Source organism: Bacillus jepli, assembly GCF_047238305.1.
Taxonomy (GTDB): Bacteria; Bacillota; Bacilli; order Bacillales; family Bacillaceae_L; genus Ferdinandcohnia.
Genome location: NZ_JBDFMO010000001.1, coordinates 1,118,905 through 1,134,849, shown reverse-complemented (window position 1 = coordinate 1,134,849; position 15,945 = coordinate 1,118,905). Strand labels below are relative to the sequence as shown.

Below are 15,945 nucleotides of genomic sequence, written 5' to 3'. Positions count from 1 at the left end.
GGAAGCATTTGTAGAAACGTCCTTCATCTTTAAAGCGTCAAAGACATAGAAGAGTCTCTGACGCTTTTTTAAAATGAACCAATTATCCCTTTTTAACAAACTCTGATTTTAATTTCATTGCCCCAAAACCATCAATTTTACAGTCGATGTTATGATCTCCTTCTACCAAACGTATATTTTTTACTTTGGTCCCTTGCTTTAGTGTGGATGAACTTCCTTTTACTTTAAGGTCTTTAATGACAGTGACCGTGTCACCATCGTTTAATATATTTCCATTTGCATCCTTGACTACATTATTATCTTCATTATTCTCCACTTCTGAACCTTGTGCCCACTCATGATTACATATTGGGCAAACCAATAATGTTCCATCCTCATAAGTGTATTCAGAATTACATTTTGGACAATTTGGTAGATTGCTCATAAATTTAATTCCTCCATTAATTATATTGATATCATCCACTACATATTAGCATACTTTTATACCATACTATGACCCGCGGTATCCCTTTTTAAATACTGCCAGAAATATTCTTGCAATATAATTGCCATAGATGTTACCAAATTAACACCTCCCTGTTCTTTGTCTATCAAAAATCTATGTTACGATTATTGAAAATTAGCAACTAAAGGAACATGGAGGGTAAAAGAATGCTTAAAAAAATGGTCTCAATTTTAGCGGGTACTGTGCTCTCAGTAACAGTAAGTGCTAATGTACAAGCTTCAACGATTACAGTTCAAAAAGGTGATACACTTTGGGATCTCTCACGTGCAAATAACTCATCCGTAAAGAATATTAAAATGGTAAATCAACTTACGACAGACCTTATCCATCCTGGGGATGAACTTACTATAGTACCCGAAAAACAATATGCAGTTAAGCAAGGTGACACATTATGGGATATAGCTAGGGATCATCAGGTTACGGTTTCTCAACTAAAAGAGTGGAATCAATTACATACAGATCTTATCCATCCTGGATTAAATCTAGTCATCTTTGAAGGTGTAAAAGCAACGGCTGCTGTTACTGCGGAAAAACCGGTACAGTCTGTTGAAGTATCAACAAAGGTAAGTGCAAGTTCAGCACCAGCTGTTGAAACACAAAAGGAAACAACAGCTTCGGCACCGACAACTGAAGCTACAAATACTAGTACAGCTGCATCGCCAGCTACTGAAACAGGTAAAACCAGCTCAAAGGAATTTTTAATGGAAGCTACAGCTTACACCGCGACTTGTGAAGGATGCTCTGGCATTACATCAACTGGAATGAATCTATTAGAAAACCCAAATGCAAAGGTGATCTCCGTTGATCCATCTATTATTCCTCTTGGCAGTAAAGTCTATGTAGAAGGCTATGGAGAAGCAATTGCCGGAGACACTGGTGGAGCCATCAAAGGAAACAAAATCGATGTCTTTATTCCTTCTAAACAAGAAGCAATCCATTTCGGTAGAAAACAAGTGAAGGTGACTATTTTAGACTGATTGAACATTGTTTTTTCACACTGATCACTGCAAAATCAAAATGAACAAAGTTTTGCAGTGTAAAATAAATAAGGACAGGTACCCCTGTCCTTACATTATGTGGATGCTGCTGAAGAAGCTGCTGCTTGGTCGGCCTTTACACAATCGATTGCGACAACGATCGCAATAATAATAGCTTCCATCTCTTCATTCAATATTTGAACCTTGTAGCTATCGCCCCATGTGAACCACTCTTTACTCACTTTACCGACAACTTGACCATGCTGTACTACTTGAAAATCCATATCCCACCAATTACCTTGTACCTCAATACCTGCTGCATCAATCGTATAACGTGCTTTAAAGAATGAAAACTCCTTTTTAATCGTTAACACTTCTTGACCATTCACTTCAACGAAAAACTTAGGTAACCAACTGAATACCTTTTTCGTAATGAGTGCAACTTCATCTCGTTTTGTATTCATAATGGAGAAGGTCTTAGGAATTTTCATGAAGCTTCCCTCAACATAATAGACATCCTTCTCCTGCTGATCTTTGACTGTAAACTTTCCACTTAAACTAAATACCTTTTGCTTTATATACAGTTGTTTCATCCAACCCCCCTTTAAATTCTGACATAAATACTATTTTCTATTATAAAATTTTCTTACGATATGAATCCGTACGCCATATATGTTCTACATATTTTTCGAAAATACCTTCCTAATGAAAAAAGGTATACAACTAAAGATAGTTGCATACCCGACTTAGCCATTCAACTTTAAAAAGAACACACTATTTTACATAATTACGAAGTGTACCGATATGTTCAACTTCTACAGAAACAACGTCTCCTGATTTCATTGGACAGCTACCTGAAGGAGAACCAGTAGCGATTACATCCCCTGGCTCCAGTGTCATAACGTTCGAAATCCAACTGATAAGATAAGGAATGGACAAAGACATCTGATTTGTATTACCTTCTTGTACTACTTTCCCGTTTAACGTTGTAACAATGTTTAAATTTGTTGGATCCACTCCTGTCACAATCCAAGGGCCCAATGGCCCAAATGTGTCGAAACCTTTACCTCGTGTAAATTGGGGATCCTTTTTTGTTAGGTCCCGAGCCGTTACATCATTAAATATGGTATAGCCAAAAACAAAATCCAATGCTTCATCTTCTTTAATATTTTTCCCGCGTTTGCCAATAATGAGTGCAAGTTCGCCTTCCATTTCCACCTGCTGCGTTAGGTGTGTAGGAGGAAGAATAATTTCCCCCTCGTTTGGAATAAGGGAAGATGTAGGTTTTAAAAATAAAAAAGGTTCCTTGAGATTGGCCGTCCCCCCAGTCTCCTCTGCATGTTGTGCGTATGTCCATCCAAAATTAATCACCTTTTGGGGTCTAACTGGCTCCAGTATTTTCACATCTTTACCTTTTACTTTTACACCATCAAATGTGAACTTCTCGTTTATAATGTCATTGAAATTACTAGACAACTGTAAAATTTCGTCATTTTCTACAATCCCATAATATTCTTGGTTATTTTGATTCTGATAACGAACGATCGTTTGCGTTTTTTGTAATAACTTCATTCTCATACTAGTACCACCCAATTTTGTCATTTACTCTACTAAACTAGTCTGTTCCTCTATTTTATAGTAACCAAAATCTCCAAAAATGAAAACGTTTCCTTAATAAAATTATTTTCGTCAATTAAATAACATTTTGTACATATTGTTCACAAAAAGTAGAGCTTTTGCTTTTAAAAGGAATTTCAAGCAATCGTATGCTAGAATCATTTTAATAGAAAAGGTACCAAACCTATCAATTACAACCTATTGTTTGAACATCGTTGGAGGAAAGAAAAATGAAAACAAACATAAAAGAATGGAAAAGTGGTTTAAAAAATGGAATTCCCATTGCAATCGGTTATTTTGCGGTTTCATTTACTTTTGGCATTCTTGCCGAGCAAGCAGGGCTAAATCCATTTGAAGCCGTATTGATGTCCGTAACGAATTTAACTTCAGCTGGACAGTTTGCAGGACTAACTTTAATTGCAGGTGCTGCAACAATCGTTGAAATTGCTGTCACACAGTTAATTATCAACTCTAGATATTTTCTCATGTCGTTTGCGTTATCCCAAAAGATTGACCCAAACACATCCTTTTTCCATCGTTCCATCATGGCATATGGGATTACAGATGAGGTCTTCGGGGTGACTGTTGCGGTTCCGGGAAAGCTAAACCCTTATTACGCTTATGGCGTGATGAGTGCTGCGGTCCCGGGATGGGCACTGGGTACATTATTTGGAGTTATTTCTGGCAATATACTGCCACCAAGATTAATTAGTGCCCTGAGTATTGCCCTGTTCGGAATGCTGATTGCTGTTATTATCCCTCCGGCAAAAGGGGATAAAGTCCTTACCGGATTGATTGTCATATCGATGGTACTAAGTCTGCTATTCGCTGAGTTGCCGATCCTTGAATCCATCTCATCCGGTGTGAAAATTATCATCTTAACGATTTTAATTGCAGGCATCGCAGCATTTGCGTTTCCGGTAAAGGAGGATACGTATGAATAATGCTATTTTTTATATTTTGGTAATGGCAGTTGTCACGTACCTCATTAGGGTGCTCCCACTTACCCTTGTCAGAAAAGAAATCAAGAATGTCTATATCCGATCGTTTTTATACTATGTTCCATTTGTGACATTGGCGGTGATGGTTTTTCCGGCCATTTTAGACGCAACAGAATCGACATGGTCTGCGCTAGTTGGCTTTATTGTAGCCATTCTCTTTGCCTACCGGGGAGCAAGCCTAGTAAGTGTCGCCTTATTGGCCTGTTTATCGGTTTTTTTAATCGAACTGTTTTTGTATTAGGTAAGAGATTATATTCAAAACCATATCACCTCCTACAGATTTGGAGGAAGTGATATGGTTTTTTTCTTGGACTAATCCTTTTTAACTATATGCAACTCTCCAATTCAGGAATGCGTGTAAATAGAACCAGGACTAAATAACCAAAATATTTTAAATATTATTAACATTTGAAGCGAATTCTCTTAACATTTGAAGCCTATCATTAGGTTGTACAAATCATTTATCAAATTTTAGGAGGAAATTGTTTATGAATAAGAAAAAATTAGTCATTCCAGTTTTAAGTGCAGCACTTTTATTTCCGACTGCAGCAAACGTATTTGCACAACCAAACAAACCACTTGAGGTTACAAAGGTTGATTTTATAGGTATGGACGCCCCTAAAACACAAGAGGAAAAGTCAGCCATGTACACACATGCTAAAGCACTCGTTACACTATCAGATGGATCTCAAAAAACGGTCGAATTAGACTATCATTCCTTAGCTCAACCTGGTGAAGTTATTAATGGAAAAATTGTTGGTGGCGCCGTGGATGTTAATGGCAATCCTATCACACGTGCAGATGGTAGTCCCATTTTTTCTACTGCACCAGATATGAACTCCCTACTAAGTGTAAACGGAAAGAGTGGAAAATTATATTTAATCAACCATTTTGAAAGCATGCCCAAAAATGAAATTGGTGAAATGCCAAAAGCTGTTTACTTAAATACTGTTGTTCAAAATAAGAAAACGGGTGAATTGAAAATTACGGATATTGAACCAATTGATTTTTCTGCTGATGGTGGCGTATGGACACCTTGTGCGGGCGTTCTATCCCCTTGGAATACCCATTTAGGAAGTGAAGAATACGAGCCGGATGCACGTGCACATGAAGAAAGTCCAGAAAACTCCAAAGTCACACAATTTGCACGTAACTATTATCAAGATGCAAATGCAGTAGGAAATCCATATCTTTATGGACACACAACCGAAATCACTGTATCCCCTAATGGTAAAGCCGAAGCTGTAAAACACTACAGCATGGGTCGTTTATCCTTTGAAAACGTAGCCGTTGCTCCAGATAATCGTACAGTTTATTACGGGGATGACGGTGGTTATGTGATGCCATTCATGTATATTGCTGATAAAGCGGGTGATTTATCGGCTGGTACCTTATACGCCGCTAAGTTTAATCAAACCAGTGCTGAAAATGGTGGTGCAGGTGAATTTGATTGGATTAAATTAGGACATGCAACAGATAAGGAAGTGAAATACCTAGCCCAAAATTTAACCTTCAGTGACATTTTTGAAGCGACTAATGATCCTGCCTACGCTGAGGCGAATGGATTTTCTCATATCAAAACAACGGTTGGTGAAGAATACTTAAAAGTTAAACCAGGTATGGAAAAAGCTGCAGCATTCTTAGAGTCTCGCCGTTACGGGGCAATGCTTGGTGCCACATCTGAGTTTAATAAAATGGAAACTTTGACATTCAATAAAGCTGATAACAAGATTTATATGGCAATGTCCTATATAGAAGGCGGTATGTTAGAGAATCCAAATGACCCTGTTGATGATGTCCGTTTGCCAAAATTAAGAGCCGGAACAATCTATCAAATGAATATCGCAGCTGACCAAAAGGATCGTAACGGAAAAACGATAAATAGTGATTATGTTGTTACTGATATGCATGGAATGTTGAATGGGGAAGATCTCTCCGCTCCGGATGCTGATGGAAATAAGGCACACCCTGATAAGATGGCGAATCCTGACAATATTGTATACGATGAAGAATTAAGAACTCTCTTTATTGCAGAGGATAGTGGCATGCATACGAACAACTTTGGTTGGGCTTATAATATTGACACGAAAGAACTTTCACGAATTCTTTCCGCTCCAGATGGAGGTGAGGTAACCGGACTCCAAGCGATAAACGATTTAAATGGGGAAAATTACCTCATGATTGGTTCCCAAAACCCTGGAAATATCGGATATATCGATCTACCTAATGTTGGGGAAAAAGTAAAACCCGGTAAAAACAAATAATTAATTTCTCATATGGAAGTGAAAATCCGCCCTTGCAATTGCTTGGGCGGATTTTGATATTACAACAATAAATAAAAAAACTCCAAATAACATCTTTTTAAGAAATATTCGTCAATTGCCTACATTCCCTTTTTAATGTTATTCTATCTTTTCAGATATCGTGGTAGCCGAGAATCGTGTCTATTATTATTTCATCAATTTAAGATTGATGTATAGGTTCTTTTTCTAAAACATGGGCAAAATATCCATAGCAATCATAAAAAAGAGGTTGCTATGCGAGCGGTAACGATACTGGAAGCATATACATCATGTTTAAATCATCAGGAGGTTACATATGCAATATGTTATTTCAATTTTAGGTATTCTTGTTGTCTTATTTTTAGCTTGGCTAGCAAGCTCCAATCGAAAAAAGGTAAAAATTAAACCTATTATCACAATGCTTGTCATACAAATTATTTTATCGGTATTCCTTTTAAATACCGAATTTGGACTTATCCTTATCACGGCCATTTCAAATGTATTTAACAAACTGCTTGAATATGCAAGTGAAGGTATTTCCTTTGTATTTGGCGGCATGGCAAACGAAGGAGAGGCTCCCTTCTTTTTAACTGTATTGTTACCCATCATATTTATTTCTGTATTAATTGGAATTCTCCAGCATCTGAGAATTCTTCCGCTTCTTATGAAGGGAATTGGATGGCTATTAAGTAAAGTGAATGGGATGGGGATTCTTGAGTCGTATAACGCAGTTGCTTCATTAATGGTGGGACAATCCGAGGTTTTCATTACATTGAAAAAACAACTTGGTCTTCTTTCGAAACAGCGTTTGTATACTCTTTGCGCTTCCGCAATGTCGACTGTATCCATATCCATAGTGGGTGCTTATATGACAATGCTTGAGCCAAAATATGTCGTCACAGCTTTAGCATTAAATTTATTTGGTGGTTTTATCATAGCTTCTATTATTAATCCGTACGATGTACAGCCTAATGAAGATATGTTAAAAATACAAGAATTTAGAAGGCAATCTTTTTTTGAGATGCTCGGGGAGTACATCCTTGATGGTTTTAAGGTTGCCATTATCGTCGGGGCCATGTTGATTGGATTCATTGCTTTAATGGCGGGAATCAATCACGTGTTTGAGCTCATCTTTCATATTTCCTTCCAGCAAATTTTGGGATATCTTTTTGCTCCAATTGCACTCATTATGGGAATTCCACTTTCAGAGGCGGTTAGTGCAGGAGGAATTATGGCGACTAAACTCGTGACGAATGAATTTGTTGCGATGTTGGATTTATCCGGAGGCAATCATGACTTTAGTACCCGCACACTTGGGATTCTTTCCGTATTCTTGGTTTCCTTTGCCAACTTCTCATCGATCGGGATTATTACTGGAGCGGTCAAAAGTTTGAATGAAGAGCAAGGAAATGTCGTCGCAAGTTTTGGACTAAAGCTCTTATATGGTGCCACACTTGTAAGCATCCTTTCAGGTATCATCGTTAGTTTAGTTTTATAAAACACAGAACCCACTACTTAAAATAGTGGGTTCCTTTTTTGACCTTGCCTATATAAGGAATGGATTAATATCCATTAACAAAGTTATCAATGGTTTCCATTTCATCTTCTGTTAGTTCCCTTTTTACATACTTTTCGTATTCCTCTATTATTTTCGATTTATCACCACTGAACATTTCTGTATATTTCGCAACGGCTCTAAGCTTGGCAACTTCCTGATGATATTCCTCTTTTGAAATAGGCCTTTGGTGCGATGGGATATATGTATCTGCATCAAATAATTCTAACTCGTCTAAAAGCGCAAGGGTTGTCTTAATCGTATAGTTATCTTTCTCTGAGAAAATATCAGGATATATGCAATCACCGAGAAATAGAATCTTTTCTTCTTTGATATACACAATGACTGAGTCGGCTGCGTGATCTCCCCCAACATGTTGAACCACACAGGTTACCCCACCAAGGTCAATTTCTACTCGTTTTTCTATGGTTATATCCGGCAAGACAATCTTTATATCTCGGTGATCTGTATATTCATTCTTAATGGCTTTTGCACAAAATTCAATTTCTGTTCCTTCTCTTACTCGTTCATCTATAGCCTCGTCCGACCATGAAAGCGGAATGAGCTTCTCCATTTCCTCTTTTGTTTTTGTAGAAGCAATTGAAACTGTGTTCGGTAACGCTGAAAGGCCAAAGATGTGATCCCAATGCCAATGAGTAAGAACAACCATATCAGGATGTCCTACCTCATTTTTCAACGTTTCTTTCATAAAGTAATTTGCGTGATCTTCCGAGTTACCTGCATCTATCATTAATGTCTTGTTATTTCCAACTACCATTCCTAAAATAGGTCGGTCAGTCTCCGAGATTGGAGTGATATACCAAAAACTCTTTCCTATCTTGTTAATTGAGTGCATAACGGAGTGGCTCCTTTCTTTTATCATTATCTTTCTTCAAATTGCGGTTAATTACTCCATTTCTCCAAAAGCAAAAAATCTGCATTTACTTATAGTACGGCTCTTGTGTGATTTTTTAAAGGTTATTTTTGCAAACTTGTTACTACCGGTTCGAATTATTTATCTGTAGTACTTACATGATCAGTTTTTCTGCAATATTAAGAGAACAAACATTATTTTTACAAAATATTTACAGTAGGTTAACAGATTACCTATAGAATGGAAATGTTGACTTTGGTAGTACATTTTATTGGGGAGGTTGCACCTTGAAACTAGAGTTAAAAGATATATCCATGAAATTTGATGATGTGACCGCGGTTGATCATTTAAATGTCACGATTAATGAAGGTGAACTCGTTTGTCTTCTTGGGCCAAGTGGCTGCGGTAAAAGTACAACATTATTTATGCTAGCAGGCTTATATAAGCCAACTTCAGGTGAGCTATATTTCGGTGATACATTAGTAAATAACGTTGAACCGGAAAACCGTGGGATTGGCATGGTTTTTCAAAATTATGCGCTCTATCCGCATATGACAGTGCTTAAAAATATTATGTTCCCTTTAAAAATGACAAAAGTACCAAAAAAGGAAGCAGAAGAAAGAGCCATTGAAATGGCAAAGCTTGTTCAAATCGATCATCTTCTCGACCGTAAACCAAAACAACTTTCTGGTGGACAGCAACAGCGTGTTGCAATAGCACGTGCTCTTGTTAAAAAGCCATCATTATTACTTTTAGATGAGCCCCTTTCAAATCTGGACGCACGCTTACGCTTAGAAATGCGTGAAGAAATTCGTCGGATTCAGCAGGAGGTCGGTATCACAACGATATTCGTTACCCATGACCAGGAGGAAGCCATGAGCATCTCCGATCGAATTTTATTAATGAAGGATGGAAAATATCAGCAATATAGTCCACCACAAGAAATGTATGATCATCCGGTCAATACCTTTGTTGCAAAATTTATGGGAAGCCCCCCTATTAATATAATTCCAGTTTCATTTAATCAGGAACAATCGGTTTTTACCGTTGATCAATCGGACGAGTCTTTTACAATTGACCATCCTTTGAATACGGAACTTTCTACATCAAGCAAAATGATTCTAGGTGTGCGTGCCGAAGATTGGATAATTGCTTCCCAAAACGCCACTTTTTCTCTAAAAGCAAAAGTGGAAATGGTGGAGCGAATTGGGCGGGATACATTATTAAGTGCAACTATAGGTGAACACGCAATCCGCGCATTAGTTAGTCCCGAGTTTGAGGTTCGGCCTGGTGACCATGTGGATCTATCCGTTCGAAATAACCGATTCCATTTATTTGATACTCAATCTGAACTCAATTTGAACGTAGATAAGGTACAAGGAGGGCTTGTGGTTGAATCAAAAACCAACATTATCTAGTACATTAAAAGCTCTCTTATACTTAGCACCTGCACTTATTATATTAATTGTATTCAATTTTTATCCGATTATTAAATCCTTTTTAATGAGCTTTTATACAGACTATGACTATTTTAATGACATTGTAAAAGAATACGGGTTTGCTAATTTTATCTATATTTTTCAGGATGAGGAATTTTGGACAGCCATTAAAAACACCTTTATTTTCGTCCTTGGTGTAGTTCCTCTTTCCATCTTAATTTCACTTGGAATTGCCATTCTACTAAACTCAAATATTAAATTAAAGGGCTTATTTCGGTCTATCTACTTTATTCCGTTTGTAACCTCTGTGGTAGCCGTCTCTATCGTTTGGCGCTGGATCTACCATACAGAATACGGGTTAATGAACTATTTTCTTAGTTTCTTCGGTATCGAACCGATTAAATGGTTAACCGATCCGCAATGGGCAATGCCAGCCCTGATCATCATGAGTATTTGGAAAGGATTAGGCTATAACATTATTATCTTCTTAGCAGGCTTGCAGAATATAGACAAGCAGTATTATTTAGCAGCTCAAATTGATGGTGCCAAACCTTTTAAACGTTTTTTACACATCACTGTGCCACTCTTATCACCGACAACATTCTTTGTTTCGATTGTGGCTATTATCAATAACTTTAAAGTGTTCGATGAAATCTTTGCTTTGTTTGATGGTAAACCCGGTCCAGCTTATAGTGCCCAAACGCTAGTTTACTATATTTATGAAAAGTTTTATAACGAGTGGGAGTTTGGTATTGCCTCTGCAGCCGCCTATGTTTTATTTATCATCATCTTCATCTTTACCCTTATCCAACTATACATTGGAAAACGCAGGGTGACTTACTGATTTGAGGGGGAAAGAAAAATGCAGAGAAAAGCAGCACTTTCTAAAGGTTTTATCTATCTTATATTGATTCTTGGAAGCTTATTAATGTTATTACCATTTATTTGGATGCTAAGTACATCCTTAAAGTCTTCCGGTGAAGTAACAGCAATGCCTCCTATTTGGATTCCAGAGGATTTTAAATGGGAAAACTATGCAGAGGCCTTTGAAATGGCTCCTTTTGTTCGATATACCATCAATAGTGTTGTTGTAACGGTACTTTCAACAATTGGGGAATTACTAACGACGATCCTTGCAGCCTATGCATTTTCACGAGTGAATTTTTATGGACGTGATGTGATATTTGCCATATTACTAGGGACAATGATGGTTCCAGGTGAAGTTTTGTTAATTCCCAACTATGTTACCCTATCGAATCTCGGTTGGATTGATCAATACGAGGCATTAATAGTCCCATGGCTTGCAAGTATCTTCTCCATCTTTTTATTGCGCCAATTCTTTTTGGGAATACCGAAAGAATTGTCTTATGCAGCAAAAATTGATGGCTGTCGTGATTTTCGATTTCTGTGGACGATAATGGTACCGTTAGCGAAACCCGCTCTCATTACCATTGTATTATTAAAAGCAATTGGAAGCTGGAATGCATTCCTATGGCCTTTAATTGTCACTCAATCAAAAGAAATGCGAACTCTTCCTGTTGGACTTACCTCCTTCAGTACAGAAGCAGGTACGATTTATGAGTTATTAATGGCTGCATCAACCATGATCATTCTACCTATGATTATCCTTTATATCATTCTGCAGAAGTACATTATTGAAGGTGTTGCGAAAGCTGGTATTAAAGGCTAACAACTCTCATCCTTTTAGGAGGTGATACTCACAAATCTAGTCATCTATCATGTGCTTTATAAAAATTCATATCCATAAAAAATATTACGTTGATTTCTAGGAGGAAACGACTTTGAAAAAAATATTACTAACATTGCTTTTTTCAATTTTAACGGTTGCATTAATGGCATGTAACGGTGGAGAAAAAACGAACACAGATGGCAAGGAAGCTGAAAATAAGAATGAAACAGACGGTCTTGTCACTTCATTAAGTGAACCAGTTGAAATTGAATTCTGGCATGCTATGAGTGGTGGACACGAAGAAGCATTAGAAAAAATCACCAATGATTTTAATGAATCTCAAGATAAGATTACTGTTAAGCTAGTAAATCAAGGTAGCTATGGTGACCTGTCTACCAAAAATATGGCGGCAGCGAAAGCGAAAAATCTTCCTGTTTTAACTCAAGCCTATGAAGACTGGATTACAGAGTATCTAGAAAATGACTTGGTAGCAGATTTAACTCCTTATGTAACCCATCCTGAAGTTGGTTTCAGTGATGATGAATTGAATGATATCGTCGAAGTTTTCCGTGAAATGAATGTTTGGGATGGCAAATATTACGGAATGCCTTTTAACAAAAGTACTCGTATTATGTTTTACAATGTGGATTATTTAGAGGAAGCTGGAGTCGAACCTCCAACAACTTGGGACGAGCTTTATACAGTAGCTGAAAAAGTAACAGGCGAAAAAGACGGAAAAAAAGTGATTGGACTTGGGTTAGAAAACTCTGTAACTCTTGAGTTTAACCAATGGGTACACCAAGCTGGTGGTGTTTATTTCGATGAGGCATCAAAGCAATTTAAGATGAATTCCCCTGAAGGTAAAGAAGCATTAGAATTTGTTTACGGAATGATTGAAGATGGTATTGCTCGTACAGCTGGTGAAGATGGATATATGTCTGAACCATTTGCACGTGGGGATGTAGCGCTATATATTGGATCGTCTGCTGGTATTCCTTATGTAGCTGCCCCTGCTGAAGAAAACGGAATTAATTGGGCAGCAACCGTATTGCCTGAAGGTAAAAAAGCAGCGACTCCATTTGCAGGAACAAACGTATCTGTATTCGCATCTGCTACCGATGAAGAAAAATTTGCGGCTTGGGAATATATTAAATTCCTAATTAACACTGAAAACACAACTTACTGGGCAATGCAATCTGGTTACCTGCCTATTCGTTATTCTGCTTTAGAAAGCGAAGAATGGAAAGCATACACTGCAGAAAAACCGGAATATGGCGTAGGTGAACAACAATTTGATGCTGGCTTCTATGATCCTCGTATTAAAGGAGCATATGCATTAAAAAATGCAGTTGCAAAAGAGCTTGACCGAGTATTACTTGGTGAAATCTCTGTTGAAGAAGGCTTAAAAAATGCAGAAAATGCTGCCAAAAGAGAGCTTGGTCAATAATAGATAATCTAGTAGTTTAACGCGAAGGAGCCTGGGAAAACAGGTTCCTTCAATTTTATTATATGAAGGTGGAAAAAGCATGAATCCTACGACACTTACTTTTCATGGCGGTCTTAGAACAATTGGAGGAACCATCATCTCTTTACAATATGGCGATTCTCGAATCATCTTTGACTTTGGGCTTGTATATAGTCCTCAAAATCATATATTTGATGGACAAATCAAGTTAAGGAAAAACTCGGTTGTTAGAGATTATTTAAGACTGGGACTCATTCCAAGTATTGATGGAGTATACAGCAAAGAAGATCTTGCCGATCATTCAACACTTATTTCAGCTGATTCCTATCCTGGCAATACGGCTATTCTTATTTCACATTTACATTTAGACCATATGGGAGCAATGGGAATGATTGACCCTTCTGTACCTGTCTACATGACCGAAGACTCCTTGAGTTTATATCAAACATTGGACGTAATTGGTGAGGGTGTTCAAGGAAATCGCGGTTATCAATCATGTAAATACAATCAGCCTTTTACAGTCGGTGAAATTTCAATTACACCGATTCAAGTTGACCATGATATTTTAGGCGCTTGTGCCTTTCATATTCAAACACCTGATGGAGCTATCCTTTATACCGGAGATTTGAGAATGCATGGTGCACATCCAGAACGAATTCAATCGTTTATTCAGAAAGCAAAGGAAATTGGATTTGATGCTGTGATTATGGAAGGAACCACTTTATCCAGTGAAGAAGAATTATCTGAAGAAGCGCTTGTTCCTAACAAGGAACTTCCCGAAGATTTAGTCATGGAAATCATGATTCCTGTCAAATTAGCAGAGGTATTAAACGAAACAAAAGGTATCGGTATTTTTAATATCTACCACCGAAATATTGACCGAATACGCGGAATTTTACAGGCGGGAATGGAATCAGGTCGTAAGGTTGTGTTAGAAGCAGAAACTGCTCTAATCGCCTTAAATCATTTAGGCGCAAAAAATTTCCTCGTGTTTGAATCCGAAGAAATGAGACAAGCCTCTGCCCCAAAATGGATCGCTCAGTTACTTGATGGGATTTCCACGGTTTCGTATAAACAAATCAACCAAAATCCCAAGCTGTATTTTGTCCAAAATTCCTATGAACGTTCTTTGGAGCTTTTTGATTTAAATGTCGAGGATGGCGTTTATCTTCACTCAAACGGAGTTCCATTAGGTTCTTTTGATCCTGCCTTTCAAAACCTAGAACGGGTATTGCAGCTTATTGGACTTGAACGAGTATTGATTGGGACTGGCGGACACGCGATTCCCCAGCATTTAAAATATATTGTAGATGAGTTAAATCCAGCAACACTTATCCCGCTTCACAGCTTTTATCCAGAAAGATTAAAGCCGAAAGACGGAGTGCAGCTATTACCGCAATATGGAAAAACTTATCTTTTAAGAGAAGGAAATATAACGGAGCAATAACACGAAGCCGCCATTGAGCGGCTTCAATGTTCTATTTTAGAATATATTTATTGTGAGAAACTTTTTCACAACAGGTATTTATAAGTTTCATGGTTTTATTTTAAAATGTCTTCAATGGAATTCGTCACAATAATAGCCCGTGGTTTATAGGTAGCAAGATAGGTGACTGCCCCTTGTCCGCCAAGGTAGAAGGCTATGTCCTTTTGTTTTTCAGCAAATTGCTCCATACTCTCTAGCAGTTGAGAATCTGTTTCAAATGGTATAGTGGTTGTAGCAGACAACAAAACCACATCCGGCTTTAATTTGCTTACCAATGATTCAATTGCCCCCGGAGCAGGAGATGCCCCGATTAATTGGGTTTTCCACCCTTTCATCATGAACTGCAATAAGGTCAGGTGCAGTGGCACTTCATGATGTTCATATGGAAGGCATGCCCCGAGAACGAATGGTGCATCATCCCGATATTGATAATTTCGTCGAATTTGTACTAAGAAATCTCTTACAACTAGACTCGAAACAGATTCCTGATATTCATCCCACTCATGGTTCTCCCACTTATTCCCTACCTCTTTTAAAAAAGGAACCACGATATTCGTTAAAAAGCGCTCTAACCCTACATGATGGTATGCTTGTTTTAAAATATACGTTAATTCGATTTCATCACAGTGACTACCCTTTTCTAGTAACTGGAGGACATATTCGTTCCACTGTTCATAATTAGGGGATTTTCCCACTTGTATGGGAACTTCAGGATCTTCAGTAAACTCCTTTACAAGAAGAGCAGCTTGTTTAAGCGAGTGACCTTGTTCCGAAAGTAGCTTGATTTTTAAAAGCATTTTGACATCATGTTGACTATATATTCTATAACCATTCTCTAAACGCTTCGGTTGGATAATCCCATAACGTTCTTCCCACTTTCTAATGACTTGTTTGGATAATCCGGTCATATCTGCAACTTGTTGAATGGTAAATAACCCTTTTTCATCTGATTGACTCATTACGTTCATCCCCTTAATGCCTTGTCCAAATCCTGTAGTTATGTTAAGTATAACCAATCCCTCTATCTTGTACAACGTTGTCTAAATAACATTAT

15 protein-coding genes are annotated in these 15,945 nt (G+C 37.7%); 10 read left to right on the top strand and 5 right to left on the bottom strand.

The annotated features are described in order from the left end of the window. Window positions 1–82 precede the first annotated feature (82 nt). Window positions 83–424, bottom strand: a complete 342-nt coding sequence (locus ABC371_RS05835; RefSeq protein WP_412895923.1) for a zinc ribbon domain-containing protein YjdM — start codon at window positions 422–424, stop codon at window positions 83–85. 227 nt (window positions 425–651) lie between these two features. Between ABC371_RS05835 and ABC371_RS05830 the strand changes: the two genes are divergently transcribed. Further along, window positions 652–1,482 (top strand): LysM peptidoglycan-binding and 3D domain-containing protein, encoded by an 831-nt coding sequence (locus ABC371_RS05830; RefSeq protein WP_412895922.1) that lies wholly within the window; start codon window positions 652–654, stop codon window positions 1,480–1,482. A 95-nt stretch (window positions 1,483–1,577) separates the two neighbouring features. Here ABC371_RS05830 and ABC371_RS05825 read toward each other — a convergent pair whose 3' ends face one another. Continuing rightward, the gene (locus tag ABC371_RS05825; protein ID WP_412895921.1) at window positions 1,578–2,075 is read right to left on the bottom strand and encodes an LURP-one-related/scramblase family protein; all 498 of its coding nucleotides are present in this window, start codon (window positions 2,073–2,075) and stop codon (window positions 1,578–1,580) included. A gap of 181 nt (window positions 2,076–2,256) precedes the next feature. Continuing rightward, a complete protein-coding gene (locus ABC371_RS05820; protein WP_412895920.1) occupies window positions 2,257–3,060 on the bottom strand; it encodes a fumarylacetoacetate hydrolase family protein in 804 nt (267 codons plus the stop codon). 269 nt (window positions 3,061–3,329) lie between these two features. On the opposite strand from ABC371_RS05820, the gene ABC371_RS05815 reads away from it, so the two are divergent. From ABC371_RS05815 to ABC371_RS05800, 4 genes are all read left to right on the top strand, one after another. Further along, entirely contained in the window at window positions 3,330–4,043 is a 714-nt protein-coding gene (locus tag ABC371_RS05815; protein ID WP_412895919.1) for an AzlC family ABC transporter permease, read from the top strand. Beyond that, entirely contained in the window at window positions 4,036–4,341 is a 306-nt protein-coding gene (locus ABC371_RS05810) for an AzlD domain-containing protein (protein ID WP_412895918.1), read from the top strand. Before ABC371_RS05815 ends, ABC371_RS05810 begins: the two co-directional genes overlap by 8 nt. 247 nt (window positions 4,342–4,588) lie before the next feature. Further along, window positions 4,589–6,364 (top strand): PhoX family protein, encoded by a 1,776-nt coding sequence (locus ABC371_RS05805; RefSeq protein WP_412895917.1) that lies wholly within the window; start codon window positions 4,589–4,591, stop codon window positions 6,362–6,364. Window positions 6,365–6,698: 334 nt separating this feature from the next. After that, window positions 6,699–7,880 carry a NupC/NupG family nucleoside CNT transporter gene (locus ABC371_RS05800; RefSeq protein WP_412895916.1) on the top strand — a complete coding sequence of 394 codons (1,182 nt, stop codon included), beginning with the start codon at window positions 6,699–6,701 and terminating at the stop codon, window positions 7,878–7,880. Window positions 7,881–7,944: 64 nt separating this feature from the next. On the opposite strand, the gene ABC371_RS05795 is transcribed toward ABC371_RS05800, so the two are convergent. Continuing rightward, window positions 7,945–8,793 (bottom strand): MBL fold metallo-hydrolase, encoded by an 849-nt coding sequence (locus tag ABC371_RS05795; protein ID WP_412895915.1) that lies wholly within the window; start codon window positions 8,791–8,793, stop codon window positions 7,945–7,947. 305 nt (window positions 8,794–9,098) lie between these two features. Here ABC371_RS05795 and ABC371_RS05790 point away from each other — a divergent pair, with 305 nt between their 5' ends. The 5 genes from ABC371_RS05790 to ABC371_RS05770 all read left to right on the top strand — a co-directional run bounded on the left by ABC371_RS05790 (window position 9,099) and on the right by ABC371_RS05770 (window position 14,852). Beyond that, entirely contained in the window at window positions 9,099–10,229 is a 1,131-nt protein-coding gene (locus ABC371_RS05790; RefSeq protein ID WP_412895914.1) for an ABC transporter ATP-binding protein, read from the top strand. Beyond that, complete coding sequence (locus tag ABC371_RS05785; protein WP_412895913.1) at window positions 10,204–11,094, top strand: carbohydrate ABC transporter permease; 891 nt, start codon at window positions 10,204–10,206, stop codon at window positions 11,092–11,094. Before ABC371_RS05790 ends, ABC371_RS05785 begins: the two co-directional genes overlap by 26 nt. An 18-nt stretch (window positions 11,095–11,112) precedes the next feature. Continuing rightward, window positions 11,113–11,940: a carbohydrate ABC transporter permease gene (locus ABC371_RS05780; RefSeq protein ID WP_412895912.1), complete on the top strand. Its 828-nt coding sequence runs from the start codon at window positions 11,113–11,115 to the stop codon at window positions 11,938–11,940. A 112-nt stretch (window positions 11,941–12,052) separates the two neighbouring features. Then, a complete protein-coding gene (locus ABC371_RS05775; RefSeq protein WP_412895911.1) occupies window positions 12,053–13,387 on the top strand; it encodes an ABC transporter substrate-binding protein in 1,335 nt (444 codons plus the stop codon). Window positions 13,388–13,466: 79 nt separating this feature from the next. Then, window positions 13,467–14,852, top strand: coding sequence for an MBL fold metallo-hydrolase (locus tag ABC371_RS05770; RefSeq protein ID WP_412895910.1), 1,386 nt, complete (start codon window positions 13,467–13,469; stop codon window positions 14,850–14,852). Window positions 14,853–14,947: 95 nt separating this feature from the next. Here the strand turns inward: ABC371_RS05770 and ABC371_RS05765 are convergent, their stop codons facing one another. Beyond that, window positions 14,948–15,850: a MerR family transcriptional regulator gene (locus tag ABC371_RS05765; protein ID WP_412895909.1), complete on the bottom strand. Its 903-nt coding sequence runs from the start codon at window positions 15,848–15,850 to the stop codon at window positions 14,948–14,950. Window positions 15,851–15,945: the final 95 nt, after the last annotated feature.

Excerpts from the sequence above, each read along its gene's own strand:
- ABC371_RS05800 (WP_412895916.1), top strand. The coding sequence starts at position 6,699 with ATGCAATATGTTATTTCAATTTTAGGTATTCTTGTTGTCTTATTTTTA.
- ABC371_RS05795 (WP_412895915.1), bottom strand. The coding sequence starts at position 8,793 with ATGCACTCAATTAACAAGATAGGAAAGAGTTTTTGGTATATCACTCCA.
- ABC371_RS05765 (WP_412895909.1), bottom strand. The coding sequence starts at position 15,850 with ATGAGTCAATCAGATGAAAAAGGGTTATTTACCATTCAACAAGTTGCA.
- ABC371_RS05810 (WP_412895918.1), top strand. The coding sequence starts at position 4,036 with ATGAATAATGCTATTTTTTATATTTTGGTAATGGCAGTTGTCACGTAC.
- ABC371_RS05820 (WP_412895920.1), bottom strand. The coding sequence starts at position 3,060 with ATGAGAATGAAGTTATTACAAAAAACGCAAACGATCGTTCGTTATCAG.
- ABC371_RS05780 (WP_412895912.1), top strand. The coding sequence starts at position 11,113 with ATGCAGAGAAAAGCAGCACTTTCTAAAGGTTTTATCTATCTTATATTG.
- ABC371_RS05830 (WP_412895922.1), top strand. The coding sequence starts at position 652 with ATGCTTAAAAAAATGGTCTCAATTTTAGCGGGTACTGTGCTCTCAGTA.
- ABC371_RS05825 (WP_412895921.1), bottom strand. The coding sequence starts at position 2,075 with ATGAAACAACTGTATATAAAGCAAAAGGTATTTAGTTTAAGTGGAAAG.
- ABC371_RS05770 (WP_412895910.1), top strand. The coding sequence starts at position 13,467 with ATGAATCCTACGACACTTACTTTTCATGGCGGTCTTAGAACAATTGGA.
- ABC371_RS05815 (WP_412895919.1), top strand. The coding sequence starts at position 3,330 with ATGAAAACAAACATAAAAGAATGGAAAAGTGGTTTAAAAAATGGAATT.
- ABC371_RS05835 (WP_412895923.1), bottom strand. The coding sequence starts at position 424 with ATGAGCAATCTACCAAATTGTCCAAAATGTAATTCTGAATACACTTAT.
- ABC371_RS05805 (WP_412895917.1), top strand. The coding sequence starts at position 4,589 with ATGAATAAGAAAAAATTAGTCATTCCAGTTTTAAGTGCAGCACTTTTA.